Here is a 26,642-nt window from a genome sequence, read left to right on the forward strand (position 1 = left end):
ATTCCGGACGGTCCGGATGTGGGGGGAAGGTGGGACTGGGACGGTCAGCGGCCCCAGACGGTCTCGGCGACCCGCCGCACATTGCCCCCGGCGAGCTTCGCCACGTCCTCCTCGGAGTAACCGTGGTCGAACAGCCAGCGGATCATGTTGCCGACGGCGTCCGCGGGATTCTCACAGCCGTGGACGAAAGTGACCGGCTCGTGCGGCGGCTGCGAACTCTGCCCGTCGAGCGCGTCGTCCTTGCCGAACAGCGGGGCGAACGTGTGGTGCCACGCGGTGTGATCGCCGAAGTTGGTGTCGGGACCGAAGGCCACGTGGTCGATGCCGACCAGGTCCAGACAGCGCTCCACGTGTTCCATCACCGACTCCAGGCTGTGCCGGGGGTGCCGGGCGGTGATGGTCGTGTGCGGAGCCGCCTCGACGCCGATGAACCCGCCGGAGCCCGCACACGCCCGGATCACGTCGTCGGGCTTCATCCGCGGCGTCGGCCACAGCGCCCGCGACCCGGCGTGAGTGATCACCACGGGGTCGGTGGAGCGGCGCACCGCGTCCAGCGCGGTCGCGTCCCCGGAGTGCGAGACGTCGACGATGATGCCGAGGTCGTTCATCCGCCGCAGGGCGCGGCGGCCGAGCACGGTGAGCCCGGTGTCGCCGGTGTCCGCGAGCCCGGAGCCGAGCTGGTTGCTCTCGCTGTACACCAGCCCGAGCAGCCGCACGCCGAGCCCGTAGAGCAGATCGAGCCGGTCGACGTCGTTGCCGATGGGGGACGCGGACTCCAGGGTCAGCACGACGCCGACCTGGTTCCCGGCCCGGGCCCGCTCCGCGTCCTCCAGGGTGCGGACCGGGGCCACCAGGCGCTGATGGGCGAAGTCGGCCTGGCGCATGGCCAGGTCGCTCACCGCGTCGTCCCAGTCCCAGGGGGTGTGCGAGCGGATCATGCTGACGGCGGCCGGGCCGCCGTCGAAGAACAGGTCCACGCCCGAGTGGGCGATGCCCTCGTACGGAATCGCCTCCCGGCCCTGGCGGCGGAACGCCGCGAAGTCCCCCGGGTCAGCGGGCCGCAGCGACAGATGGTCGTGCGCGGAGATCACCAGATGGCGTTCCTCGAAGTCCCGCGCCCGCGCCTCGACGTCCTCGCTCCACACCGGCGCCGCGTCGGGAACCCGGCCCACCGCCGGAACCAGCTCGAAGTCCTGGAAGTCCGCGCCCGGCTCCAGGTAGTGGTACGAGCGGTAGCCGTCCCACAGCTCCAGCCGGGCGCGGGTCTTGTCGGGCAGGGGACGTCCGGTGCTCATGCGCTGACCTTCGACAGGAATGTGCGGGTACGGTCCTGGGAGGGGGCGGTGAACAGCCGGTCCGGCGGGCCCTCCTCGACGATCCGCCCGTCGTCCATGAACACCACGCGGTCGGCGACCTCGGCGGCGAAGCGCATCTCATGGGTGACGACCACCATCGTCATGCCCTCCCCGGCCAGGTCCCGGATGACGCCCAGCACCTCCTGCACCATCTCGGGGTCCAGCGCGGAGGTCGGCTCGTCGAACAGCATCACCTTCGGCCGCATCGCCAGCGCCCGGGCGATGGCCACGCGCTGCTGCTGGCCGCCGGACAGCTGCTCGGGGTAGCTGTCCAGCTTGTGGGCGAGCCCGACCCGGCGCATCAGCTCCTCGGCCCGGGAGTCGGCCTTCGCCTTCGAAAGACCGAGGACCCGGCGCGGCGCCTCCACGATGTTCTCGCGGGCGGTGAGGTGCGGGAAGAGGTTGAAGCTCTGGAAGACCATGCCCATGACCGAGCGCTGCGCGGCCAGTTCGCGGGGGTTCAGCTCGTGCAGGGAGGAGCCGCGCAGCCGGTAGCCGATGACGTTGCCGTCGACCATGACCAGGCCGTCGTCCGGGACCTCCAGGTGGTTGACGCAGCGCAGCAGCGTGCTCTTGCCGGAGCCGGACGGGCCGATGACACAGACCGTCTCACCCCGGTGGATATCCAGGGAAATGCCGTGCAGCACCTCCGTGGAGCGGAACGACTTGACGATCCCGCGCAGGGAGACGATGGGCTGCGCTCCCTTTTCCGATGCCACGGTCATACCGAGTGCTCGATCCTCTTCACTTTGGTGACCTTTTCGGCCGGTATCAGCGTGTGTCGCCCGAGGCGTCGTTCCAGGCGCTGCTGCAGGAGGGTGATGACGCCGGTGATGATCATGTACCAGATCGCGGCCACGATCAACAGGGGAACGGTCTGGAAGTTCTTCGAGTAAATGAGCTGCACCGAGTAGAGCAGATCCGCCAGAGAGATCACGCTGACCAAAGATGTGGCCTTCAGGAGAGATATCAGCTCATTTCCCATCGGCGGCACGATCACGCGCAGCGCCTGGGGGAGGGTGATACGGAAGAAGATCTGAGTCGGCGTCAAACCGAGCGCGGCGGCCGCCTGGCGCTGCCCCTCCGGTACGGACAGCAGACCGGAACGAATCAGCTCCGCCACATATGCCGTTTCATGCAAGGTCAGACCGATGACCGCCGCGGTAAGCGGACCCAGCAGAGAATTGGCGTCGAAGGTGACGAAACTCGGTCCCCAGGGAATTCCGAGGGACAGGGTGGGAAACAGCGCCGCCAGGTTGTACCAGAAAAGCAGCTGCACCAGCATGGGAATCGAGCGGAACACCCAGATGAACGCTCCCGCGGCCGCCGACATCAACCGCGAGCAACCCATCCGCATGAGCGCCACGACGGTGCCGAGCACCAGGGCGAATGCCATGGTCGTGGCGGTCATCCCCAGGCTGACCCCGATACCCTTGATGATGCGGATCTCGAAGAAGTATTTCCCTACGGTGTGCCACTCGAAGCGCGGATTGGTGAATATCGTGGTCACCGCCATCGCGGCGAACAGCAGCACCACGGCATTGGCCGCCAGCAGTCCCGGACGCCGTCGCTTCACACGTTTGAGCCGGGATGGCTCGGGTAGAGCGTCAAGATTCAGGACTTTGCTCATGGAGGGCCCTCGGGCGGTTCGGTGTCACGGCAGGGGAATACGCATCCTAAAACCGGGTTCCGGCACGCTCTCGAACAGTTGACACAGAACCGTCAACCGTCGGCGCCGAGGTGTCCATAGGTGTCGCGCAGCTCCCGTTTGAGGATCTTGCCGCTGGGGTTCTTCGGCAGGGACGCGGCCAGCACCACGTACTTGGGCACCTTGAACCCGGCCAGCCGCTCCCCGCAGTGCGCCAGGATCTCCTCGGCCGTCACCCGCTCGCCCGGCCCGGCCACCACCACCGCCGTCACGGCCTCGATCCAGTACGGATGCGGCACCCCGAACACCGCGGCCTCCGCAACCGCGGGGTGGGCGTGCAGCACCTCCTCCACCTCGCGCCCGGACACGTTCTCCCCGCCGCTGTTCACCATGTCCTTCTTGCGGTCGACGACCGTCAGATAGCCCTCCTCGTCCATGACCCCGAGATCGCCGCTGTGGAACCAGCCGCCGCGGAACACCTCCGCGGTGCGCTCCGGGTCCCGCCAGTAGCCGAGCATGGTGTGCGGGCCGCGGTGCACGATCTCCCCGACCGTGCCCGGGGTGACGGGCCGGTCCTCCTCGTCCACCACCCGCGTCTCCACGTTGAGCGCGGCCCGCCCCGCCGACCCGGCCTTGCGCTCCTGGTCGGCCGGGCCCAGGACGGTCGCGATCGGCGACATCTCGGTCTGCCCGTAGAGGTTGTACAGCGCGAGCCCCGGCAGCCGCCGCCGCAGCTCGGCCAGCACGGCGACCGGCATGGCCGCGGCGCCGTAATACCCCTTGCGCAGCGACGACAGATCGCGGGTCCCGAAGTCCGGATGGCGCAGCAGCGCGATCCACACCGTGGGCGGCGCGAACAGCTTGGTCACCCCCTCCGCCTCGATCGTCGCCAGCAGCGCCGCCGGATCCGGGCCCGGCAGGATGATCGAGGTGGCGCCCAGGCAGACGTCCGGGGTGAGGAACGCGTGCAACTGGCCGCAGTGGTACAGCGGCAGCGCGTGCACCTCGATGTCGTCGGCCGTCATACCGCCGTCCACGATCGTCGTCAGATACTGCGAGATCAGACAGCGGCTCGTCATGATCGCGCCCTTGGGCCGCGACTCCGTCCCCGAGGTGTACATCAGCTGGACCGGATCGTCGTCCTCCAGCGCCGGGTCGGGCACGGGGTGGCCGCGCTCCTCGCCCAGCGCGGCGAAGTCCTCCCAGCCCTCCCGCCCTTCCCCGCCGATGGCCGCGCGCAGGACGACGCGGGCCGGTGCGGCCTCGGCCAGCGCCGCGTCGGCCGCCTCCAGCAGCCCGTCGCCCGCGATGACACCGACCGCACCCGAATGGTCGAGGAGGTACGCGACCTCCGGGGGCCTCAGCATGAAGTTCACCGGCACCGACACCGCGCCCAGCCGGGCCAGCGCGAAGTACGCCACCACATAGCCGTGCGAGTTGCGCGCGTACAGCACCACCCGGTCGCCCTGGGCGACACCGCGCGCCGCCAGCGCGCCCGCCGTACGGCTCACCAGCGCGTCCAGTTCCGCGTACGTCTGCCGCAGCGCGCCGTACACCACGGCCGTCTTGCCGGGCAGCCGGGCGGCACTGCGCGCCAGCAGATCGGCGACGCCATGGCGCCGGGCGCGCACGATGTCCACGGGCAGGGAGGAGGATGCGGTCACCAGGAGTCTCCCGAATGGTCGGACGGGCCGGACGCTTCGTCACGCTGACACGGCGGGACGCGGCGTTCAAGACCGCACACGACCCGGGCGGGGCGTCGCGTTCAGCGGCGACGCCCGCCCGGATGGCACTGCCGGGCTAACCGGTGGTGCACTCCATCGACGCGGGGTCCTCCGCCGCGCGGATCAGGGACCGGTGCGCCTCGCGCAGCCGCTCCACATCGGGCTTGATCTTCTTGCGGTCATAGGTGAGGAGCCCGTTCAGCTCACCCTCCACATCCGTGATCTGGGTGTAGACCGCGCCGCTGTTCCCATGGCAGGCGACCTGCTGCCGCACCTTGTCCAGCAGCTTCAGGTATTCGGCCGTGTACTGCTCCTGGTCCACGCCCACATAGGTGTGCTGCACCGGCCACGCGTGCCCCGGTACGGCCAGCCCCAGCCCGCCGTACTCGCCGATGACACCCGCGCGCTTCGCGTCCGGGCGGGGTTCGCCGGGGCCCGGATAGGCGTGGATGTCGGCGAGGTCGCCGTTGCCGGTGTCGTTCCAGCCGCTGGCGCCGTCGATGAGCCGCGACGGGTCCCAGCCCTTGGCGAGCGCGGGCACCTTCGCCCCGCCGTACTGGCCCCAGCCTTCGTTGAAGGTGACCCAGACGCCGATCGACGGGCTGCTGATGTGCTGGTCGATCATGGCCTTCATCTCGTGCTCGTACTGGCCCTGCGCCTTCTCCGAGGGCGCGATGGTGTTCATGGCGGGCATGTCCTGCCACACCATCAGCCCGAGCCGGTCGGCCCAGTAGTACCAGCGGTCGGGTTCGACCTTGATGTGCTTGCGCACGGAGTTGAACCCCATCCGCTTGTGCATCTTCAGGTCGTACGCCAGGGCCTCGTCCGTCGGCGCGGTGTGCAGGCCGTCCGGCCAGAAGCCCTGGTCGAGGGTGGCCATCGAGAGATACGGCTTCCCGTTGAGCACCATGCGCTTCTTGCCGTCGACCTCCTCGACCGCGATGCCGCGCATGCCGAAGTAGCTCTCCACCCGGTCGGCCTTCGCGCCCCGCCCGACGGTCACCTTCAGCCGGTACAGATGCGGATCGTCCGGCGACCACAGCCGGGGCGAGGGCACCGGCACGGTCAGGGCCGAGCCGGTGCGCCCGGTCACCGTGCCGACCGCGCGCTTACCGTCGTACGCGGTCGCGGTGACCGGCACCCCGTCCCGCACCCCGCGGACCTCCGCGGTGAGCGCCTTGCCCGGCACGTCCGGGGTGAGCTTGAGGCTGTCGGCGTGGTCGGCGGCCACCGGCTCCATCCACACCGTCTGCCAGATGCCGGAGGAGGGGGTGTAGAAGATGCCGCTGGGGTCCAGCCGCTGCTTGCCCATCGGCGGGTTCTCGCCGTCCTTGGCGTCCGTCGGGTCGTACACGCCGACCAGCAGCTCCTGGGTGCGGCCGGGGCGCAGGGCGTCGGTGACGTCGGCGCTGAACCGGTCGTAGCCGCCGCGGTGTTCGGCGACCCGGGTGCCGTTGACGTAGACCTCGGCCTGCCAGTCGACGGCGTCGAAGTTCAGCTTCAGCCGCTGTCCGCCGCCGACCTTCCAGTCCGCGGGCACGGTGAAGGTGCGCCGGTACCACATGCGGTCCTCGTGGCGCTCCAGACCGGACAGCTTGGACTCCACCGGGTACGGCACCAGGACGTTCTCCCGCAGCCGCTGCCCGAACGGCGGCGCCTGGCCCTTCTCGGCGGCGGCGAACTGCCAGGTGCCGTTGAGGTTCTTCCACCGGTCGCGGGTCAGCTGCGGGCGCGGGTATTCGGGGTGGGCGTTGTCCGGGCCGACGTCCTTGGCCCAGGGGGTGCTGAGCTGATATGTCGACTTGTTGCCACCGAAGGCGAGGAACTGCCCGACGGCGCCCTTGTCGCTCTCCAGGCCGCCCTCGCCGTCGTAGCGCACGATCGCCTCACCGCCGCGGCCCACCACCGGCTCCTTCAGCGCGAGCAGCAGCCGCGAGGGGTCGGCCGGGTCCAGCCGGGCCCCGCCCAGCGGCCAGGCCGCGCCGCCGATGACGGCGGTGAGATGGCCGGTCAGCCCGGCCGGGGGAGCGTCGAGCGGGCGGGCGAAGTCCATCAGCAGCGTCCGGCCGTCCGGCTGCACGGCGCTGCGCACCGGGCCCTCGTAGCCGAAGTCCGGGGGCAGCCGGAACGCCGACGACGGCACCGGCTGCTTGGTGCCGCCGGGCGGGGTCCAGGCGAGGTGGAGGTTGGAGCCGCCGTAGTGCTCGAAGTACTCCACCTTGATGTCGTACTCGCGGCCCGCGGTCAGCTCGACCGGCGCGGAGACCTGCTCCTTGTCCCAGTCGTCGACCCAGTGGTCGATGACGGGACGGCCGTCGATCCACAGCCGGAAGCCGTTGTCGCCGGTGATCGAGAAGGTGTGCGCCCCGGAGCGCTCGGGGACGAGCCGGCCGGTCCACCGGACGCTGACGTCGTCGGACCGCCCGGTGGCGACCTGGAGCCGCGGTTCCAGGTTGCCGAAGTCGAGGGACGGATCGAGGGTGGTCGCCTTGAGCTCGTGGAAGTCGAAGGCTCCCGGGGCGGACTGGAGGTAGTAGTCGCCGCGCAGGCCGTTGATGACGGGGTCGGGGTCGTCGGACGCGGCGGCCGCGGCGGGGCCGGGGGCGGTCAGCAGACCGAGGACGCCGAGCGCCAGGACGAGCGCGGCGATGACGAGTCTGCCGGGTCTGGTGAGGGCCGAACGTAAACGCACATCTCCTCCTTGCCGGAACAGCTGTGGGAACACGCTGGGGGCGCGCCGATCATTCGGCCATTGGCGACAGAACCTGTCAATACTGAACGCAAGCCAACACCCTTGACGGGAAAGCCCTTTCTGCCTAGCGTGCGGTTCATACATATGATCCAGATTCAACGATTTGCACGATGGAGGCCGTAATGGGGCGACGGATCGTGGTGTCGGGCGGCGGTACGGGCATCGGTCTGGCGACCGCGGAGTCCTTCGCCGCGGACGGCGACCGCGTCGTCATCGTGGGACGCCGCACCGATGTGCTGCGCGCGGCGGCCGACAAGCTGAACGCCGCCCACGGCGACGGCCTGGTGACCTGGACCGGCGCCGACCTGAGCGACCCCGGGCAGACCCGCCGCGCCGCCGACGAGATCGCCGCGGGCGGCCCCGTCGACGTGGTCGTCACCAACGCCGGAGGCAATGTCGCGCCCGGCAACGACGGCACCCTGGAAGGCATCGCCGACCAGTACCAGCGCAACTTCGCGGCCAATGTGCTCACCGCCGTCCTGTTGACCGAAGCCCTCATTCCGCATATCGCCCGCCCCGGTGGCCGGATCGTGCACCTTTCCTCGGTGGCGGCGCTGCGCGGCCCCGGTTCGTACGGCGGCACCAAGGCCGCGCTGCACACCTACACCTACGAACTGGCCAAGCGGCTGGGCGCGGACGGCGTCACCGCCAACGCCGTGGCCCCCGGCTATGTCGAGGACACCGAGTTCTTCGGCGAGCGCGGCACACCCGAGTTCATCGCCCAGCAGATCGGGCAGACACTCACCGGACAGCCGGGCGTGCCCGCCGAGATAGCCGCCGCCATCCGCTATCTGGCCTCCCCTGAGGCCGCGTACGTCACCGGGCAGGTCCTGCACATCAACGGCGGGGCGCAGTACGGCCGCTGAGCGCCCCCCGCGTCAACTCCCCGCCCCCTGCCGAGTCCCCGCCGCGCCGCAAGGGCCGGACGGCCCCTGATCAGGGGCCGCGCAGCCCTGCCGCCACGGAGCCGCGCGGTCCACTCTGGTTGCCCACACAGGTGGGGGGAGACGGACGGACGGCCGCACCGAGGGAGTCACCTCGTGACTCCCAAACCATCTCGGGCGCGGCCGTCCGTCCGTCTGTGTGCGCACCACCGCGACACGACGCAAGGGGAGAGACGTCCATGTTCCGTACCACTGCCAGGGCCGGTGCCGCTGTCGCCGCGGGCTGTGCCATCGCGCTGCTGTATCCCGCGGCGCCCGCCGGGGCCGCCGGCTCCGTGCATCTGCACAAGATCTATTACGACTCTCCCGGTACGGACAACCGGAGCAACTCCAGCCTCAACGCGGAGTATGTGCAGATCAAGAACTCCACCACGCGCGGGGTGAGCCTCAAGGGCTGGGTGGTCGTCGACGCGAGCCGCCACGCGTACACCTTCCCCTCGTACACCCTCGGCGCTGGCAAGACCGTGACCGTGCGGACCGGTACCGGCTCGGACACCTCCGCCTCCAAGTACCAGGACCGCCGCGCCTACGTCTGGAACAACACCAGCGACAAGGCCACGCTCCGCAAGAGCGGCGGCACCACGGTCGACACCTGCTCGTACAACAGCAGCCGGGCCGACTACAAGATGTGCTGACCCTTCGGTCCCGGGCCCGGCGCTGTCTCAGCCCAGGCCCGGGACCACCATCGTCAGCCAGACGGCGGCGGGGACGACGGCCACCATGATGCCGCCGTAGATCATCAGCTGCCGGAAGAACCGGTCCCGGTCCACGTCGGGCGCGGCAGCCAGCACCAGCGCGCCGTTGGTCGAGAAGGGGCTGACGTCCACGACCGTCGCCGACACCGAGAGCGCGGCGATCATGCCCACCGCGCCGATGTGCCCCTGGGAGAGAAAGGGGACGGCGAGCGGGATGAGCGCGCCCATGATGCCCACGGATGAGGCGAACGCGGAGATGATCGCCCCGATGTAGCACAGCAGCAGCGCCGCGAGCAGCGGGATGCCGATGTCGGTCACGGCGTTGCCCGCGTACGTGATGGTGCCCATCTCGTCCAGCACCCCGACATAGGTGAGCACACCGCAGATCAGCAGCACGGTGGGCCAGGTGACCTCGTTGACGGCCCGCTTGCCGTGGTCCGGCCAGACGACGCTGAGCGCGACCGCGAGGGTGATGGCGGTGAGCCCGGCGTCCTGGTCGAAGACGAGGACCGCGACCACCAATGCCACCAGCGCGACCAGGGTCGCGATCCGGGCCGGGGTGAGCCGGGTGTCCGCGTCCGCCGCCGCCTCCTCCGCCTCGGCCGCGGCGTCGGTACGGGGCAGCTTCAGCCCGCCGCAGACGACGAACACCACGGCCGCGATGAGCAGGTTGACCACCAGGCTGGCCAGGAACAGGGTGACCTCGTTGCCCGGCAGCTTCTCCCGCTCCACGATGCCGTTGACGATCGAGCCGTAGATGCTGATGGGGGAGAAGCCGCCGCCCTGGGAGCCGTGCACCACCATGGCCCCCATCAGCAGCGGGCTGATCTGGTAGCGCGCCGCGAAGCTCAGCGCGAGGGGCGCCACGATGGCGACCGCCGCCGGGCTCACCGCGCCGATCGCGGTCAGCGCGGCGCTGATCGCGAACATCACCCAGGGGATCAGCGCGACCCGCCCGCGCACCAGCCGGATCGCCGCGTGCACCAGCCAGTCGGTGGTCCCGTTGGCCCGGGCCAGCGCGAACAGATACGTCACACCCACCAGCACCACGAACAGATCGCCCGGGAAACCGGCGAAGATCTGATCCGCGTCGAATCCCGCGACCAGCTCCCCCACGCCGAAGGCGGCGGCGAAGGAGAGCGCGCCCATGTTGATCGATCTGGTGGTGGCGATCACGAAGACCACCACCAGCACGAGTATCGAGATCAGTTCGTCGGACATCGAGCGCGCTCCCGTCGCAAGTGGCTGAGCCGCGACTCACGTTGCGCGTGCGGTGGTTCAACAGTCAATACATAGGTGGCACATTGGCTGAGCCAATCAGCCACCAGGTGCTACGCTGCGAAGCGGGACGGTCACCAATCGCGGCAGCCAGCCGAAGCAGGGGAGAGCCCGCATGGCCGACGACGCACTGCGCCCGATGAACCGTCAGCGCCTTTACGAGCAGGTGCTGGAGAGGCTGCGCTCCTACGTCGAAGAGGGCGGGCTGCGCGCGGGCGACCGGCTGCCCACCGAGCGGGAGCTGGCCGAGCGGCTCGGCATCAGCCGTGCCTCCGTCAAGCAGGCCATCGTCGTCCTGGAGGTGCAGGGCCTGGTCGAGGTGCGCCAGGGCGGCGGCATGCGGCTGCTCCGCGACAGCCTCGACACCGAGCCCGTGGACCGCCTGATGGAGCGCCGGCGGCGGCTGCCCGATGTACTCGACGCCCGTGAGGCGCTGGAGACCAAGCTCGCCGAACTCGCCGCCGAGCGCCGCACCGACGACGACCTCGCCGCCATGGAGCAGGCGCTCCACTGGATGGAGGACGAGATCGCGACGGGCCGCCACGGCATCGAGGGTGACCGCCGCTTCCACGCCGCGGTCACCGCGGCCGCCCACAGCCCGCTGCTGGCGGAGTTCATGCGTTCCATCGCCGAGCAGATCGGTGAGAGCCGGGAGGAGTCACTGCGTCAGCCGGGCCGCCCCCAGCGGTCGTTCGCCCAGCACCGCAAGATCCTGGACGCCATCGCCGAGGGCCGCTCCAAGGCCGCGGCCGCGGCCATGCGCCGCCATGTCCGTACCGTCGCCCAGGTGCGCCTGCTGAACTGGGACCCGGACGGATCCTCCTGAGGACGTGCGCTAGGACCCGCGCCGCGCGGTCAGATGGTGCGGGTCATAGCCCGGAATCGTGCCGTCGGCCTTGGCCACCAGGAACAGCCCCGCCATCCCCATGTCGGAATGGCTCTGGACGTGGCAGTGGTACATCCACGCGCCCGCGCCGGTGTTCTCCCCGGCGATCACCTGGAAGCCGAACGAGTCGGCCGGGCCGGTGATCTTGTTGTCGATGACCCGGCTCGGATCGTCCGGCCCCTCCAGGATGCCGGTGCGGTTGTCCGCCCAGCGATGACCGTGCATATGGAACGTGTGGTAGTACTCGCCGTGCGTGATCATGATGATCTCGACGCGCTCGCCGACCGTCGCCCTGAACTCGGGCGCGTCATGGCCGGACTTGTTGTTGATCGTCATGTCGTTGAAGACGATGGTGAACTGCTTCTGCGGCAGGACGTCCCCCGCCCGGCGCACCACCACCGGCCCGTACAGCCCCTTGCGCAGGCCCCCGGTGCCGTGCGGGGTGCCGACCGCGTGGTCGTGGTAGTGCCAGTAGCCCGCGCTGCCCGGCCGCCAGGTGCCGTCCGCACGGGTGCCCGGGGCATGGGTGCGCCAGGTGTACGTACGCGTCTCGCCCGGCTCCACGGCGCTGCGGTTGAGCTGGGTGCCGTCGCTGGCGGTGTCGTAGTCCAGCCCGTGCACATGGAGGCTGGCGGTGACGTCCATGGTGTTCTCGAACTCGATGTGCAGGGTGTCGCCCTCGGTCAGCTCGATCAGCGGACCGGGGATGGACGCCTTGCCCTTCTCCAGGCCGTAGCCCATCTGCCCGTCCGGCAGCTTCTCCGCGTACATCTTGATGCGGCGGACCACACCACCGGCCGCCGCCGTCGCCACCCGCCGCTTCGGACCCTCGGCGGGGGCGGCGTCGGCGGGGGAGGCGAGGGGGAGCGGGCCGCCGATCGCGGCGGCGGCCGCGCCACCGGCGAGAAGCCGGCGGCTGAAACCGCGTCTGGGCATGGTGCCGGGTGCGTCGCTCATCGTTCTCCCAATTCGGTACGGCCGTCCAGTCGTTGCCGATGCGCACGTGCCCCGGGGATGACATCACGGTAGCGGCGGGACGCCCGTTCATCCACACTCAGGACAAAGTTCGTCGAGTTGCGGTCATAGCTATTGGCGGACCGCGAAAAGGCGTCTAGCTTCCTTCAGCGGTGTATCCGGTACCGGAGAGGGATGGGTTACTCATGCGGGACAAGCCGTACCACAAGCCCTCGGAAAGGCATCGGCTGACGAAGCGTCGGCCGCGGAGGAGACGCGCGGCGTTGGCCGCCCTGCTGTTCGGGGCCGTCACCGCGACCATGCTCGGCGGCACCCCTGCCGCCGCCCGCCCCGAGGAGCGCCCCCGGCTGGCGCTGCCGTCCCCGCCGGGCGGGGACGACGTCAAGGTGCTGGTCTTCCACGGCTCGGCCGGGGACGAGGCGCCCACCGTGGACGCCGGTATCGAGGCCATCGAGCGCATCGGCAACCAGGGCCCGGCCGACACCCGCTTCACGGTCGACGCCACCGCCGACGCCTCCGTCTTCACGGCGCCCAAGCTCGGCACGTACAACGCGGTCGTCTTCCTCACCGGTGCGGGCGATGTGCTCGACCCCGAGCAGGAAGCCGGGCTCGAAACGTACATGGAGGCGGGCGGCGGCTTCCTCGGCATCCATGACGCGGCCCGCAACGAGCCCTACTCGGACTGGTTCACCGGTCTGATCGGCGCCCGCCCCGCCACCACCAGCCCCACCACCGTGCAGCGGGCCGTCGTCGAGGTCGGCGACCGCAACAACCCGGCCACCAAGGATCTGCCGCTGGAGTGGAAGCGCCCGGACACCTGGCTCAACTGGAAGACGAACCCCTCCGGCCAGGTGCACACCGTCGCCCGGGTGCGGGAGAGCAGCTATCAGCCGGGCACCGGCGCCAACGGCTGGGACCACCCCATCTCCTGGTGCCGTGACTACGACGGCGGCCGGTCCTTCTACACCGGCATGGGCGGCACCGCCGCCGGTTTCCGGGAGACGGACTTCCGCGCCCATCTGCGCGGCGCGCTGCTGTGGACCACCCGCCTCGCCCGCGCCGACTGCCAGGCCACCATCACCGCCAACTACAAGGCCGAGCGGGTCACCAAGCCCAACCAGCCAGGACAGGCGGACCAGATCGGCGAGCCGCACGGCCTGGTCACCGCGCCGGACGGCCGGGTGCTGTACATCGGCCGCGGCGGGAGCGACGGCAGCGCGCCCGTCGTCACCGACTGGAACAACCCCGACATCGGCAAGGGCCAGGGCCAGATCCACATCTACGACCCCAAGACCGGCAAGGTGACGCTCGCCGGTGCGCTCACCGTCTTCGGCAACAAGGGCGGCGGCGATGAGTTGATCAAGAACGAGGAGGGGCTGCTCGGCATCGAGCTGGACCCGGACTTCCTCACCAACGGCTGGGTGTATCTGCACTACACCCCGCACTCCCGGATCAACCGCGACACCCAGATGGCCGAGCGCCGGGTCTCCCGCTTCACCCTGAACCTCCAGACGAACAAGCTCGACCTCGGCTCGGAGAAGGTGCTGCTGTCCTGGCCGGTGCAGATCCACAGCTGCTGCCACGCGGGCGGCGGCATGGCCTGGGACTCCAAGCGCAACCTCTACATCGCCACGGGCGACAACAACTCCTCCCAGTTCAGCGACGGTTACTCGGGCAACAACCCGCAGCCGAACTACAAGGGCGTGTCCTTCGCCGACGCCCGCCGCACCGCCGGGAACACCAACAACCTCAACGGCAAGATCCTGCGGATCCACCCCGAGGCCGACGGCACGTACACCCTCCCCGAGGGCAACCTGTTCACCGGCAAGGAGCCCGACGAGGGCGGGGGCAAGACCCGCGGCGAGATCTACGTCATGGGGGTGCGCAACCCGGCCCGGATCTTCGTCGACAAGAAGACCGACATCCTCTACGCGGGCTGGGTCGGCCCCGACGCGGGCGAGCCCAGCACCACCTGGGGCCCCGCCAAGTACGACACCTTCGCCGCCATCACCAAGGCGGGCAACCACGGCTGGCCGTTCTGCATGGGCAACAAGCAGCCGTACCGCGACCGCAACCTGCCCGATCCGAGCAAGCCGCTGGGCTGGTACGACTGCGACCACCCCAAGAACGAGTCGCCCAACAACAACGGCCTGGTGAACCTGCCGCCGGTCACCGGGAACACCATCTGGTACTCGCCCCAGGGCGGGGCCCCCGACTATCCGCGCGATGCCAATGGCATCCCCAGCTACAAGGTGTCGGAGGCGAAGTACCTGCTGCCGTGGCTCAAGGGCGGCGGCCAGGCCACCATGAACGGCCCGGTCTACCGCTACGACGAGAACAGCAACAGCACCACCAAGTGGCCCGCGTACTGGGACGGCAAGTGGTTCGTCGGCGACTTCTACGACGCCGACCAGCCGCGCCACGCCGTGCTCACCGACCCCAAGACGGTCGGCAAGGGCGGACTGCCCGTGCACGCCGAAACCCTCAAGAAGATCATCCCGGTGGGTGCCGACGGCATCCGCAACCTCATGGACTGGAAGTTCGCCCCGGACGGCTCCCTCTACGTCCTCGACTACGGGCGCGGCTTCTTCACCTCCGACGCCAAGTCGGCGCTGTGGCACATCACCTACAAGGGCGGCGAGCCCACTCCGCTCGCCAAGGACGTGGCCAGGAAGGCGGAGCAGCGGTGAGACGACGGCGACCCAAACCCCCCAGACCGTGGACGGCGCTGCTCGCCGCGGTGCTCATGGTCCTCGGCCTGACCACCGGCCTGTCCACGGCCACGGCGGCATCGGGTAAGGCCGCGGCACAGCAGACGCTGACCTGGACCGCGGGTGACGACATCACGAAGTACGGCTCGGCGCCCACCACGGCGGTCGCCGGGAAGACCACCATCGTCTTCGAGAACAGCACCGCCACCGGCAACACCATGGGAATGCCGCACACCCTCACCTTCGACGTGTCGGATCCCGAGTACAACAACGACGTCCCGCTGAACATCCTCGCCAACCCCGGCGACGACAGCGGCGGCAAGCACTCCGTCGAGGTCAATCTGACCCCGGGCCGCTACCGCTACTACTGCACCATCCCCGGCCACGGCCAGATGCAGGGCATCCTCGTGGTCACCGAGGACGGCGGCGGCGCGGACACCACCGCGCCCGCGACCTCGGCGAAGGTCGAGGGCGAGCGGGACGCGGACGGTGCGTACCTCGGCATGGCCACGGTGGCGGTGTCGGCCACCGACGAGGGCTCGGGCGTGGACCGGATCGAGTACGCGGTGGGGGACGGGGCGTTCCAGCCGTACACCGCTCCGGTGATGGTCCACGAGGTGGGCACGCACACCATCCGCTACCGCGCCACCGACAAGGCGGGAAACACCTCCGCGGTGAAATCCGTGGACTTCCGCGTCGTGGCCCCGCCGACCGACGACACCGCGCCACCCGAGACCTCGGCGACGGTGACCGGGAAGCAGGGTCCGGACGGTGCGTACTACGACACGGCCACCGTCACCATCACGGCCTCCGACACCGGGTCCGGCGTCAACACCATCGAATACGCCCTGGACGGCGGCGACTTCACGAAGTACACCGCACCGGTGATGGTGAACACCCACGGCAAGCACGGGGTGCGCTACCGCGCCACCGACCGGGCCGGGAACACCTCGGAGGTGAAGTCGGTGGACTTCACCGTCGTTGCCTCGCCGAGCACGGACACCACCCCGCCCGAGACCTCGGCCAGGGCCGAGGGCACCAAGAACTCGGACGGCAACTACCTCGGCAGCGCCAAGGTGACCATCACCGCCACCGACGCCGACTCCGGCGTGGCGAAGACCGAGTACTCCCTCGACGGCGGCCCGTACCTGGCGTACACCACCCCCGTCGTCGTCGACCGGGTCGGCCGCCACACCGTCGCCCACCGGGCCACCGACAAGGCCGGGAACACCTCGGCCGCCCGCCAGCTCGCGTTCACCGTGGCCGAGGGCGGCGGCGTGCCCGCACCCGCGTGCCCGGAGTGGGACGAGCGGCTGACCGTGATCGTCGGCACGGTCGACACCGGCGTCCCCAACCGGATGACCCGTGGCCGCTGCACCATCAACGAGCTGATCGAGGACGAGAAGGACTGGTCCTCGCACGCCCTCTTCCTCAAGCACGTCACCTCGGTGACCGGGAAGCTGCTCTCCGACGGTGTCATCGACCAGCGTGAGAACGAGGCCATCAACAAGGCCGCCGACGAGTCCGGGATCGGCAAGCCCGGCCAGAGCGAGGGCTACCGCGACCTCTTCGACGGGACGAAGAAGTCGTTCGACCAGTGGCAGCACGTGGGCGGCGGCGCCTTCGGGCTGAACGGCGACGGCACCATGACCAGCAGCTCCACGGTCGACGGCATGGGCATGCTGTGGTTCCCGCGGCGCACCTATGACGACTTCTCGCTGAAGCTCCAGTTCCGTGACGACGCCCCGGGCACGGGCAACGCCAACAGCGGTGTCTTCGTCCGCTTCCCCGATGTCAACGACCACCCCGAGGAGTCCCGCCCGGAGTGGGTCGCGATCAAGTACGGGCACGAGGTGCAGATCAACGACCGCCCGGACGGCGACATGTACAAGACGGGCTCGATCTACGGCTTCGACCGGGTCGGCCTCGGCGGTGCGGGCGTGACGCCCAAGGGCAGCTGGAACGACTACGAGATCCGGGTGGTCGGCCAGCACTACTCGATCTACCGCAACGGTGTGCTGATCAATGAGTTCGAGAACACCGGGGGCCAGGACTTCACCCCGCCGCGCTCGGACGACCCGGGCACCGACGGCCGCCGGTTCGCCTCCGGATACATCGGCCTCCAGAACCACAGCACCGGTGATGTGGTCTCGTTCCGCAACATCCGGATCCAGGAGCTGTAGCAGGGGGAGGAGGTGAGTGGCCGCCGGAGTACCCCAGCCCCCGGCGGCCACCTTCACTCCGAGGTTACCCGAGGTAATACTCAGCGGTAACCCCTGTACTCACGACATGCCAAAGCCCCGCCCCGACCAGCGGAGCGGGGCCCTGGCACGTGCTGTCAGGACGCCAGCGTGTCCAGGATCTGCTGCCCGTACTTGAGCAGCTTGTTCTCGCCGACCCCGCTCACCGCGCCCAGCTCGTCCAGCGTCGAGGGGAACACGGTCGCGACCTCGCGCAGCGTCGCGTCATGGAAGATGACGTACGCGGGCACACCCTGCTCCTTCGCGGTCGCCGCCCGCCAGGCGCGCAGCCGCTCGAAGACCGGCACCGCCTCCTCCGGCAGGTCGACCACGGCCTTGCGGGACTTCGGCGACGACCCGGACGCGCCCGACTTCGCCGACTTGCCGGTACGCGCCTGCTCCGGCTCGCGCCGCAGCCGCACCTCGCGCTCCCGCCCCAGCACCTCGCCGCTCGCGTCGGTGAGCACCAGCGTGCCGTAGTCGCCCTCGACGCCGATCAGCCCCTGGGCCAGCAACTGCCGTACCACACCGCGCCATTCGGCCTCGCGCAGCTCGGTGCCGATGCCGAACACCGACAGCGCGTCATGGTCGAACTGGATGACCTTGGCCGTCTTCTTGCCCAGCAGGATGTCGATCACCTGACCGGCGCCGAACTTCTGGTTCCGCTCCCGCTTGAGCCGCACCACCGTCGACAGCAGCTTCTGTGCCGGGATGGTGCCGTCCCAGGACTCCGGCGGCGTCAGACACGTGTCGCAGTTGCCGCACGCGGTGCTCTGCTGGCCGAAGTACGCCAGCAGCTGGACCCGGCGGCATTCCACCGTCTCGCACAGCGCCAGCATCGCCTCCAGATGCGCACCCAGCTTGCGCCGGTGGGCGTCGTCGCCCTCGGAGGTGTCGATCATCTTCCGCTGCTGGATCACGTCCTGGAGCCCGTACGCCAGCCATGCGGTGGACGGCAGCCCGTCCCGCCCGGCGCGGCCCGTCTCCTGGTAGTAGCCCTCGACGGACTTGGGCAGATCCAGATGGGCCACGAACCGCACGTCCGGCTTGTCGATGCCCATGCCGAACGCGATCGTCGCCACCACGACCAGGCCGTCCTCCCGCAGGAAGCGCGCCTGGTTCTCGGCGCGGACCCGGGCGTCGAGACCCGCGTGGTACGGCACCGCCTCGATCCCGTTGCTCACCAGGAACCCGGCCGTCTTCTCCACCGAGGAGCGGGACAGGCAGTAGACGATTCCGGCGTCGCCCTGGTGCTCGCCGCGCAACAGCTCCAGCAGCTGCTTCTTCGGCTCGTTCTTCGGGGCGATCCGGTACTGGATGTTGGGGCGGTCGAAGCTCGCCACGAAGTGATGGGCGTCCTGGAGCTTCAGCCGGGACGCGATCTCCGCGTGGGTGGCCTCGGTGGCGGTCGCGGTCAGCGCGATCCGGGGCACCGTGGGCCAGCGCTCGTGCAGCTCGGACAGGGCCAGATAGTCGGGCCGGAAGTCGTGCCCCCACTGGGCCACGCAGTGCGCCTCGTCGATGGCGAACAGCGAGACCGTGCCCCGGTCCAGCAGCCGCAGCGTGGACTCCACGCGCAGCCGCTCGGGCGCCAGATAGAGCAGGTCCAGCTCGCCCGCGAGGAACTCGGCCTCCACCAGCCGCCGCTCGTCCAGGTCCTGGGTGGAGTTGAGGAACCCGGCCCGCACGCCGAGGTTCCTCAGGGCGTCGACCTGGTCCTGCATGAGCGCGATCAGCGGCGAGATGACCACCCCGACCCCCTTCCGCACGAGCGCGGGGATCTGGTAGCACAGCGACTTGCCGCCGCCGGTCGGCATCAGGACCAGTGCGTCACCACCGGCTATGACATGCTCGATGATCTCCTGCTGGCCTCCCCGGAACGCGTCATAGCCGAAGACGCGGTGCAGCACGCGCAGGGCCTCGCTGCCATCGGGGCCGTTAACGACATCGGGTCCGTTTTCGGGAAGAGCCATCCGCCGATTCTAGAGGCCCGGCGGGGTGCCCTGGTCAACGGCGGGTGAAGCGCGCGGTGACGGTCATCGCGGCGGCGCCCGGCATCATCCCCAGCTTGTTCCAGGTCATGCCGAAGCGGGTGCGGTCGACATCGACGTCGGCGGTGAGCGTGACGGCTTCGGCGGTGGCCTCGGTGAGCCGCGCCGTGAAGGACAGCGGGCGGGGGTTGCCCAGGATGGTCAGCTCGCCGTCGACCGCGACGGCGGCACTCTCGCCGGGCACCGCACTCGAGACCACGAAGACGATCTCGGGGTGGTGGTCCGTGTCGAGGAAGTCCTTGCTGCGCAGATGCTCGTCGCGCTTGGCGTTCTGGGTGTCCAGCGACGCGGCGTCGATGGTCAGGGTGCCGCGCGCGGAGCCGTCCGCCGCCACTTCGCCCTCCCCGCTGACGCCCTTGAAGACACCGTTCACAGTCATCAGTCCCCAGAACGTCTTCTGCCGGACGCGGACCGTGGACCCGGCCGGGTCCAGGACCCAGCGGCCCGCCTCGACGGCGGACGGCGAGACGGGGGCAGGGGTGGAATCGGCGGTGTCCGCCATGGCGATCACGTCCTTGATAGGGGTGGAACGAGTTGCACAGCAGCTTAGGGAGAACCCGCGGGGCGGGGGGAGGTTTCGGACGCGGGGATCTGCCAACTGCGCCGCCCTGACCCCGGTGTGACGTGGCCGCGGGGGAGCGGGTTGGATGGGGGCGGACGTGGGCACAGTGGCCGTTGAGACATGACGGTTCGTCATGTGCGCGTCCAGATGGATCCTTTCCCCACGAGGAGGCCGATGTGACATCCAGCAGACTCGTCCGCGCCCTACCGGCCGCGATCGCGGCGGTACTCGCCCTGGCGGGCGGCCAGGCGGTGGCCGCCCCGGCGCCCGACGCCGCCGCGCGCGTGGTCACGTACGACGCCAGCGGGGCCGCCGAGTTCAAGGACGCGGTGACCAAGGGCGCGGCGGTCTGGAACCAGAGTGTGCAGAACGTACAGCTCAAGCCGGTCGCCTCCGGCCAGCGGGCCAACCTCCGCGTCGTCGCGGACAACGGCTGGCCCCGCGCCCAGGTCACCGCGCTCGGCAGCGGCACGATCTACTTCGGACGGCAGGCCGTGGACGAGGGCCACAACACCGTACGGATCGCCTCGCACGAGATGGGCCACATCCTGGGCCTGCCCGATGTGAAGCCGGGGCCCTGCTCCAGCCTGATGTCCGGCGCCAGCGCCGGTACGTCCTGCACCAACGCCAACCCCAACGCGGCCGAGAAGGCCGAGGTCGAGGACGCCTTCGCGCTCCTGGAGAAGTCCGGCGCGACGGCAGCCGCGTACAAGGACTGACCGGGGCTCGACCGGGTGAACGCAACGGGTGGGCGGGCCGGGAGGGGACTCCCGGCCCGCCCTCTCTCATACGGTGATCACTTCGGTGTCGGGGAGCGCGCGGAACGGTGCGAGCTGGTCATCGGTGGCGCCGCTGTCGGTGACCAGCGTCCACGGCCGGTCCAGCGGGGCCCACGCGGTGAACGGGGACTGGCCCAGCTTGCTGCTGTCGGCCAGCACGAAGATCTCCCGGGCACGGCCGGCCATCATCTCCTTCAGCGAGGTCTGCTGGAGACTGGCCTCGCAGATGCCGCGCCGCGCGTCGAGCCCGTCGGCGCCCAGGAAGACCTTGTCCGCGGTGAGCCGGGAGAGGGTCAGTTCGGCGAGCGGACCGACGAAGCCCTGGCTGACATGGCGCAGCCGCCCGCCGAGGGTGATCAGCTCGACGCCGTCCACCTCGGCCAGAGCGCGCACCGCCGTCAACCCGCTGGTGATCACCGTGAGTTCGGTGCGGCCCCGCAGATGGTGGGCGAGGCGCCCGGTGGTGGTGCCCGCGTCCAGGATGACGGTGTCGCCCTGCCCGATCCGTGCGGCGGCCCACCGCCCGATGCGGTCCTTCTCGGCGACCGCGAGCCCGCTGCGCTGCCCCAGCGTCGGCTCGACGGTGTGCCCCGCGCTCATCGCACCGCCGTAGGTGCGGGCGATCGCGCCCTGCTCGGTGAGCAGCGCGAGATCCCGGCGGATGGTGGAGGGGGTCACCTCCAGCGATCGCGCCAGCTCCTCAACGACCACCGTGCCATCGGTCCGGATGGTACGGGCGATCAGTTCCCGGCGGTCGGAGGCGCGCAGTCGCCGCTGACCTTCCCCGTTGGATGTCATCTGCGCCTGCCATCCTCTCCGCGACTGTGGGCGACTCTGCGTGACTGGGGGAGAACACTATCAGTCTGCGCGTTCCGTGCCGTATGGTCGCCAATTCTGCGCGTTATGCGCCACAAAGCTGGCCGTGGTGCTCACATCACGCATCACCCTCGACTCGGGGAGAGGAACCGGGGAAAGCTGAGGAGCATGAACGCTTCCCCCGCCGACTTCGCGCGCCGGCTCCGCGCGCGCCAGCGGATCCTCGGCTACTGGGTCGTCCTCGACAACCCCGTCGGCACCGAGCGGCTGGCCGGGCTGGGCTACGACTACATCTGCGTCGACGCCCAGCACGGGCTGCTCGACTACAAGGGCACCCTCGGCGCGATGACCGCCATCGACGCCCGCGGCACCGCCGCCGGAATGGTGCGCGTCCCCGCCAACGACGCCTTCCGGATCGGCCAGGCCCTGGACGCGGGCGCCCGTGGCGTCATCGTCCCCCTCGTGAACACCGCAGAGGAGGCCGCCGCCGCGGTGAGCGCCAGCCGCTACCCGCCCTTCGGCGTCCGCAGCTACGGCCCGATGCGGTCGGGCCTGCGCGTCGGCCCCGCCCCGGCCGAGGCGAACGAGCAGGTCGCCTGCGTCGTGATGATCGAAACGGCGGAGGCGCTGGGCAACACGGAGGAGATCTGTGCGACGGAGGGTCTGGACGGCGTCTACATCGGCCCGTCCGACCTCACGATCGCCCTCGGCGGACGGACGTCCACCGACCCCTCGGTGGCGGAACGGTTCGGCGCGGCGCTGGAGAGGGTCGCGCGCGCCGCGGAAACGGCCGGGATCGCGGCCGGAATTCACTGCCCGGACGGCGCCACCGCCGCGAGGCGGCTGGCCAGGGGCTTCACGTTCGCCACGGTCAGCAGCGACCTGACCCATCTGGAGCAGGCCGCAGCGGCCCATCTCCGCGCGGCCACCGACTAGGCGGCGGCCGCCGCGTCGGCGACCACGGCGACGGCCCAGGCCCCCCGGGGCCTGGGCCGTCATCCGCACACGATCGCCGTGACTACGGCTCGACCACGATCTTGCGTCCCTGCCCTGACCGGAACTGCTCCAGCGCCTCGGGGTACTCGGCGAGCGGCATCCGGTGGCTGATGAAGATCTTCGGGTCGAGGACACCGGAGGCGAAGAGCCCGGCGGCGCGCTCGTAGCTGTGCAGGACCGCCATGGAGCCGGTGATGGTGATCTCCTGGTTGTAGATCTTGTACGGCTCGATGGTGGCCCGCGTCGCGTAGTCGGAGACCCCGAACTGGAGGAACGTGCCCGCCTTGGCGACCCGGCCGAGCCCGTCCTGGATGGCGGCCTGGTTGCCGGTGGCGTCGATGACCACGTCCCAGCCGCGCGGCTGGTCGAGTTCGTCGGCCGAGCCCGCGGACCGGGAGCAGCCGAGGGTCTTGGCGGTCGACAGCCGCTCGGGGTTGACGTCGAGGACGTCGACGCTGGTGGCGCCGGTCCGCTTGGCCAGCTCCAGCATCATCAGCCCCATGGTGCCGGAGCCGTAGATGAGCACTTCGGCGCCCAGGTTGCCGCTGAGCACGTCGTAGCCGCGCACCGCGCAGGACAGCGGCTCGATGAGGGCCGCGTCGCCGACGTCCACGTGCTCGGGGAGCTTGACGCAGTTGGCCACCGGCGCGATGGCGAACTCGGCGGCGCCGCCGGGCACGCTGACCCCGATGGCGTTCCAGTTGTCGCACAGGTTGCCCCGGCCGATGCGGCAGTAGCGGCATTCGTGGCAGTGCAGGGAGGGGTCGACCGCGACCCGGTCGCCGACCGCCAGCTCGGTGACGTCCTTGCCGATCCCCACGACCTCACCGGCGAATTCATGGCCGGGAATGATCGGCAGGGTGGGCGCGAACTCCCCCTGGAGGATGTGCAGATCGGTTCCGCACAGCCCGCAGGCCGCCACGTCGACGACGACCTCGCGGGGGCCAGGCGCCGGGTCAGCGACCGTGGCGACGGTGACCTTGCCGGGTGCTTCGATGACGGCGGCCCTCATTTGACTGCTCCTAGCGACAGGCCCTGGACGAGTTTGTCCTGGGCGGCGAACCCCGCGGCGAGCACCGGCAGGGAGATGACGATCGACGCGGCGCACACCTGGGCCAGGAACAGCCCCTGGCTGGTGACGAAGCCGGTCAGGAAGGCCGGTGCGGTCTGGGCGACCACGCCGGTGAGCACCTGGGCGAACAGCATTTCGTTCCAGCTGAAGATGAAACAGATCAGCGAGGTGGCGGCGATGCCGGGACCGGCGATCGGGGCGACGACCCGCCACAGGATGGTCGTCAGCCGGGCGCCGTCCATCTGGGCGGCCTCGATGATGGACACCGGGATGTCGGCGAGGAAGGACTGCATCATCCACACGGCGATCGGCAGGTTCATCGACGTGTAGAGGATGACGAGCAGCCAGACGTTGTCCAGGAAGCCGGTGTCCTTCGCGAACAGGTACACCGGCAGCAGCCCGGCCACCACCGGAAGCATCTTGGTGGACAGGAAGAAGAACATGACGTCGGTCCACTTGCGGACCGGCCGGATCGACAGCGCGAACGCGGCCGGAAGCGCCAGTACCAGCACGAAGAGGGTGGAGAAGACGGACGTGCCCACCGAGTTGAGCAGCGCGGGCCAGGGGCTGGCCCCGCCGTCCACGCCGAAGAACGCCTTGTAGCCGTCGAGGGTCAGCGGGGCGGCCAGCGAGGGCGGGTTGGTGGCGGCGTCGGCCTCGGAGTGGAACGAGGTGAGCAGCATCCACAGCACGGGCAGCACGAACATGATGCCGATGAACCAGGCCAGCAGGCCGAGCGCGGCACCGCGCCGCTTGGCCCGCCGGGTGGCCGGCGGAACCGCGGTGATGGCGGCGGGGGCGGTCAGGGTGGTCATGCGCGGGACGCCTCCTCACGGAAGAGGGACGACACCACGCGCAGCGCGAAGGTGGCGATGATGATCGTGCCGATCACGACCAGCACACCCGCCGCCGATGCCAGCCCGTATTCGTGGGCGTTGTAGAAGGTTTCGTAGATGGTGTAGGGGAGGTTCGCGGTGTCGAGCCCGCCACGGGTGAGGGTGAACACCGCGTCGAAGTTCTGCACGATGTAGATCGACCCGAGCAGCGTGCCCAGCTCCAGATAGCGCCGCAGATGGGGCAGGGTGAGGAAGCGGAAGATCTGCCAGTTGCCCGCGCCGTCCAGCCGGGCCGCCTCGATCATGTCCAGCGGCCGGCTCTGGAGCCCGGCCAGCAGGATGAGCATCATGAACGGCGTCCACTGCCAGATCAGCGACGCCTCCACCGCCATGAGCGGCATATCGCTGAGCCACTGCGGCTGGGGCCCGCCCAGCCAGTTGAGGACGCCGTTGAACAGCCCGTATTCGGGGTTGTACAGCGCATGCTTCCACAGTAGCGCCGAGGCCACCGGCACCAGCAGGAACGGCGCGATGAGCATCGTCCGGACGAGTCCCCGGCCGCGGAACTTGCGGTCCAGCAGCAGCGCCAGCGCCAGCCCCAGCACCACGCTGACGATGACCACACTGGCGGTCAGCAGCACGGTGGTGACGATCGATTCGCGCAGCGCCGCGTCGCTCACCACGGTCTGGTAGTTCTCCAGACCGGCGAACTCGCGGTTGTCGGGGCGGAACGAGTTCCAGTCGAAGAGGGAGATCACCAGCGTCGCCACGAACGGCAGCTGGGTGACCACGATCAGGAAGATCAGGGCGGGCATCAGCGGTGCCCGGGTGGCCCACTCCCGTGCCCGGTTCCGCTGCGGCCGGGAGGTGTTCGGCGAGGCGGCGGCCGCGGTCGGCGGGCGCTTGCCGCGGACGGGGACCGCGGTTGTCGGATTACTCATCTCGGTACTCCTCGCCCACCTTCTCGGCCAGCTTCTGCGATGTCTTCAATGCCTCGTCGACGGACTGCTTACCGGCGATGGCGGCGCTGATCTCCTGGGCGACCTTGGTGCCGAGATCGGCGAATTCGGGGATGTCGACGAACTGGATGCCGATGGTCGGCCGCTCCTGCACGCCGGGATCGCGCGGCTTGGCGCTGGTGATGGCCTTCCTGGTCACCTCGGAGAAGGCGCCGGCGGACTTGTTGTAGTCCTGGTTGGCGTAGGTGGAGGCGCGTTTGCCCGCGGGCACGTTGGACCAGCCGAACGTCTTGCCGACCAGGTTCTCGTACTCCTTGCTGGAGGCCCAGGAGATGAACTTCCACGCCTTGTCGGGGTTGCGGGACGCCTTCTGGATGCCCCAGGCCCAGGTGTAGAGCCAGCCCGAGCTCTTGGTCTTCTCCACCGGCGCCTGGACGTATCCGATCTTGCCCTTGACCGGGGACTTGCTTGCCTCCAGCGACCCGGCTGCCGAGGTGGCGTCGTACCACATGGCGCTCTTGCCCTGGGTGAGGTTGTTGAGGCATTCGGCGAAGCCGGACTGGGGGGCGCCCGCCTCGCCGTGCTTGCGCACCAGGTCGACATAGAACTTGGTCGCCTTGACGAACTCGGGCGAGGTCAGCCGCGCCTTCCAGTCCTTGGTGAACCAGGTGCCGCCGAAGGTGTTGACGACCGTGGTGAGCGGGGCCATCAGCTCGCCCCAGCCGGGCAGCCCGCGCAGACAGATGCCGTTCATCCCCTTGCGGGCGCCGTCGGCCTTGGCGGCGAGATCGGCCACCTGGTTCCAGGTGGGCCGCTCGGGCATCTTCAGATGCTTCTCGGCGAAGATGTCCTTGCGGTACATCAGGAACGACGACTCGCCGTAGAAGGGCTCCGCGTACAGCTGGCCGTCACCGGCCGTCAGCGACTCCCGCATCGGCGGAAGGATGTCCTTCTGGTCGAACGCCTTGTCCTTGGCGACATGCTCGTCCAGCGGCATCAGCCAGCTGTTCTCGGCGAAGAACGGCACCTCGAAATTGCTGATGGTGGCGACGTCGTACTGCCCGGCCTGATTGGAGAAGTCCTGACTGATCTTGTCGCGGACATCGTTCTCCGGCAGGACCGTGAACTTGACCTTGATGCCCGTCTTCTTGGTGAAGTGCTTCGCGGTCAGCTTCTGCAATTCCATCATCTGCGGGTTGTTCACCATCAGCACATTGATGGTGTTGCCGCCGGAGCTGCCGCCGCCCATACCGGCGCACCCCGCGAGGAGCGCGCCCGCGGTCAGGGCCACAACCGGTATCCGGGCAGCACGAAGTGTCAGGACTGGCATAACGGGTCCAATCGGAGGGACGTGGGGAGAGGG

General features: G+C 69.7%; 21 protein-coding genes. 7 read left to right on the forward strand and 14 right to left on the reverse strand.

The annotated features are described in order from the left end of the window. Nucleotides 1-44 precede the first annotated feature (44 nt). From ACH4TL_RS19010 to ACH4TL_RS19030, 5 genes are all read right to left on the reverse strand, one after another. Nucleotides 45-1,295, reverse strand: a complete 1,251-nt coding sequence (locus tag ACH4TL_RS19010; RefSeq protein ID WP_398315483.1) for a dipeptidase — start codon at nucleotides 1,293-1,295, stop codon at nucleotides 45-47. Further along, nucleotides 1,292-2,080, reverse strand: coding sequence for an amino acid ABC transporter ATP-binding protein (locus ACH4TL_RS19015; RefSeq protein WP_398315485.1), 789 nt, complete (start codon nucleotides 2,078-2,080; stop codon nucleotides 1,292-1,294). The genes ACH4TL_RS19010 and ACH4TL_RS19015 overlap by 4 nt, the downstream gene beginning before the upstream one ends. Next, nucleotides 2,077-2,985, reverse strand: coding sequence for an amino acid ABC transporter permease (locus tag ACH4TL_RS19020; RefSeq protein ID WP_398315487.1), 909 nt, complete (start codon nucleotides 2,983-2,985; stop codon nucleotides 2,077-2,079). The genes ACH4TL_RS19015 and ACH4TL_RS19020 overlap by 4 nt, the downstream gene beginning before the upstream one ends. 92 nt (nucleotides 2,986-3,077) lie before the next feature. After that, nucleotides 3,078-4,667 carry an acyl-CoA synthetase gene (locus ACH4TL_RS19025; RefSeq protein ID WP_398315489.1) on the reverse strand — a complete coding sequence of 530 codons (1,590 nt, stop codon included), beginning with the start codon at nucleotides 4,665-4,667 and terminating at the stop codon, nucleotides 3,078-3,080. Nucleotides 4,668-4,803: 136 nt separating this feature from the next. Beyond that, on the reverse strand, nucleotides 4,804-7,419 hold the full coding sequence (locus ACH4TL_RS19030) for a PA14 domain-containing protein (protein ID WP_398315491.1): 2,616 nt from the start codon (nucleotides 7,417-7,419) through the stop codon (nucleotides 4,804-4,806). A gap of 182 nt (nucleotides 7,420-7,601) precedes the next feature. Between ACH4TL_RS19030 and ACH4TL_RS19035 the strand changes: the two genes are divergently transcribed. After that, nucleotides 7,602-8,345, forward strand: a complete 744-nt coding sequence (locus tag ACH4TL_RS19035; RefSeq protein ID WP_398315493.1) for an SDR family NAD(P)-dependent oxidoreductase — start codon at nucleotides 7,602-7,604, stop codon at nucleotides 8,343-8,345. A gap of 257 nt (nucleotides 8,346-8,602) precedes the next feature. Beyond that, nucleotides 8,603-9,058 carry a lamin tail domain-containing protein gene (locus ACH4TL_RS19040; RefSeq protein WP_398315495.1) on the forward strand — a complete coding sequence of 152 codons (456 nt, stop codon included), beginning with the start codon at nucleotides 8,603-8,605 and terminating at the stop codon, nucleotides 9,056-9,058. A gap of 27 nt (nucleotides 9,059-9,085) precedes the next feature. Here ACH4TL_RS19040 and ACH4TL_RS19045 read toward each other — a convergent pair whose 3' ends face one another. Continuing rightward, a complete protein-coding gene (locus ACH4TL_RS19045; protein WP_398315497.1) occupies nucleotides 9,086-10,339 on the reverse strand; it encodes an SLC13 family permease in 1,254 nt (417 codons plus the stop codon). 172 nt (nucleotides 10,340-10,511) lie between these two features. Between ACH4TL_RS19045 and ACH4TL_RS19050 the strand changes: the two genes are divergently transcribed. After that, nucleotides 10,512-11,222, forward strand: coding sequence for a FadR/GntR family transcriptional regulator (locus tag ACH4TL_RS19050; protein ID WP_398315499.1), 711 nt, complete (start codon nucleotides 10,512-10,514; stop codon nucleotides 11,220-11,222). Nucleotides 11,223-11,231: 9 nt separating this feature from the next. Here the strand turns inward: ACH4TL_RS19050 and ACH4TL_RS19055 are convergent, their stop codons facing one another. Further along, a complete protein-coding gene (locus tag ACH4TL_RS19055) occupies nucleotides 11,232-12,239 on the reverse strand; it encodes a multicopper oxidase domain-containing protein (RefSeq protein ID WP_398315501.1) in 1,008 nt (335 codons plus the stop codon). 317 nt (nucleotides 12,240-12,556) lie between these two features. On the opposite strand from ACH4TL_RS19055, the gene ACH4TL_RS19060 reads away from it, so the two are divergent. Then, complete coding sequence (locus ACH4TL_RS19060) at nucleotides 12,557-14,947, forward strand: ThuA domain-containing protein (protein WP_398316041.1); 2,391 nt, start codon at nucleotides 12,557-12,559, stop codon at nucleotides 14,945-14,947. 56 nt (nucleotides 14,948-15,003) lie between these two features. After that, nucleotides 15,004-17,151, forward strand: coding sequence for an OmpL47-type beta-barrel domain-containing protein (locus ACH4TL_RS19065; protein ID WP_398316043.1), 2,148 nt, complete (start codon nucleotides 15,004-15,006; stop codon nucleotides 17,149-17,151). A 155-nt stretch (nucleotides 17,152-17,306) separates the two neighbouring features. Here the strand turns inward: ACH4TL_RS19065 and recQ are convergent, their stop codons facing one another. Together recQ and ACH4TL_RS19075 are read right to left on the reverse strand one after the other, a co-directional pair. After that, on the reverse strand, nucleotides 17,307-19,181 hold the full coding sequence (recQ, locus tag ACH4TL_RS19070) for a DNA helicase RecQ (RefSeq protein WP_398315503.1): 1,875 nt from the start codon (nucleotides 19,179-19,181) through the stop codon (nucleotides 17,307-17,309). 34 nt (nucleotides 19,182-19,215) lie between these two features. Beyond that, on the reverse strand, nucleotides 19,216-19,761 hold the full coding sequence (locus ACH4TL_RS19075; protein ID WP_398315505.1) for a YceI family protein: 546 nt from the start codon (nucleotides 19,759-19,761) through the stop codon (nucleotides 19,216-19,218). Between the two features lie 236 nt (nucleotides 19,762-19,997). Between ACH4TL_RS19075 and ACH4TL_RS19080 the strand changes: the two genes are divergently transcribed. After that, a complete protein-coding gene (locus ACH4TL_RS19080) occupies nucleotides 19,998-20,540 on the forward strand; it encodes a snapalysin family zinc-dependent metalloprotease (RefSeq protein WP_398315507.1) in 543 nt (180 codons plus the stop codon). Nucleotides 20,541-20,606: 66 nt separating this feature from the next. Here the strand turns inward: ACH4TL_RS19080 and ACH4TL_RS19085 are convergent, their stop codons facing one another. After that, nucleotides 20,607-21,398, reverse strand: coding sequence for a DeoR/GlpR family DNA-binding transcription regulator (locus ACH4TL_RS19085; protein ID WP_398315509.1), 792 nt, complete (start codon nucleotides 21,396-21,398; stop codon nucleotides 20,607-20,609). A 186-nt stretch (nucleotides 21,399-21,584) separates the two neighbouring features. On the opposite strand from ACH4TL_RS19085, the gene ACH4TL_RS19090 reads away from it, so the two are divergent. After that, nucleotides 21,585-22,352, forward strand: a complete 768-nt coding sequence (locus ACH4TL_RS19090; RefSeq protein WP_398315511.1) for an HpcH/HpaI aldolase/citrate lyase family protein — start codon at nucleotides 21,585-21,587, stop codon at nucleotides 22,350-22,352. Nucleotides 22,353-22,434: 82 nt separating this feature from the next. On the opposite strand, the gene ACH4TL_RS19095 is transcribed toward ACH4TL_RS19090, so the two are convergent. From ACH4TL_RS19095 to ACH4TL_RS19110, 4 genes are read right to left on the reverse strand one after another with little or no spacing between them, the layout of a single operon-like run. Next, nucleotides 22,435-23,424, reverse strand: a complete 990-nt coding sequence (locus ACH4TL_RS19095; protein WP_398315513.1) for a zinc-dependent alcohol dehydrogenase family protein — start codon at nucleotides 23,422-23,424, stop codon at nucleotides 22,435-22,437. Then, on the reverse strand, nucleotides 23,421-24,299 hold the full coding sequence (locus ACH4TL_RS19100; RefSeq protein ID WP_398315515.1) for a carbohydrate ABC transporter permease: 879 nt from the start codon (nucleotides 24,297-24,299) through the stop codon (nucleotides 23,421-23,423). Before ACH4TL_RS19100 ends, ACH4TL_RS19095 begins: the two co-directional genes overlap by 4 nt. Next, complete coding sequence (locus tag ACH4TL_RS19105; RefSeq protein WP_398315517.1) at nucleotides 24,296-25,261, reverse strand: carbohydrate ABC transporter permease; 966 nt, start codon at nucleotides 25,259-25,261, stop codon at nucleotides 24,296-24,298. Before ACH4TL_RS19105 ends, ACH4TL_RS19100 begins: the two co-directional genes overlap by 4 nt. Next, entirely contained in the window at nucleotides 25,254-26,609 is a 1,356-nt protein-coding gene (locus ACH4TL_RS19110) for an ABC transporter substrate-binding protein (protein WP_398315519.1), read from the reverse strand. The genes ACH4TL_RS19105 and ACH4TL_RS19110 overlap by 8 nt, the downstream gene beginning before the upstream one ends. Nucleotides 26,610-26,642 lie beyond the last annotated feature (33 nt).

The organism is Streptomyces sp. NPDC021115 (genome assembly GCF_044333065.1).
GTDB lineage: Bacteria > Actinomycetota > Actinomycetes > Streptomycetales > Streptomycetaceae > Streptomyces.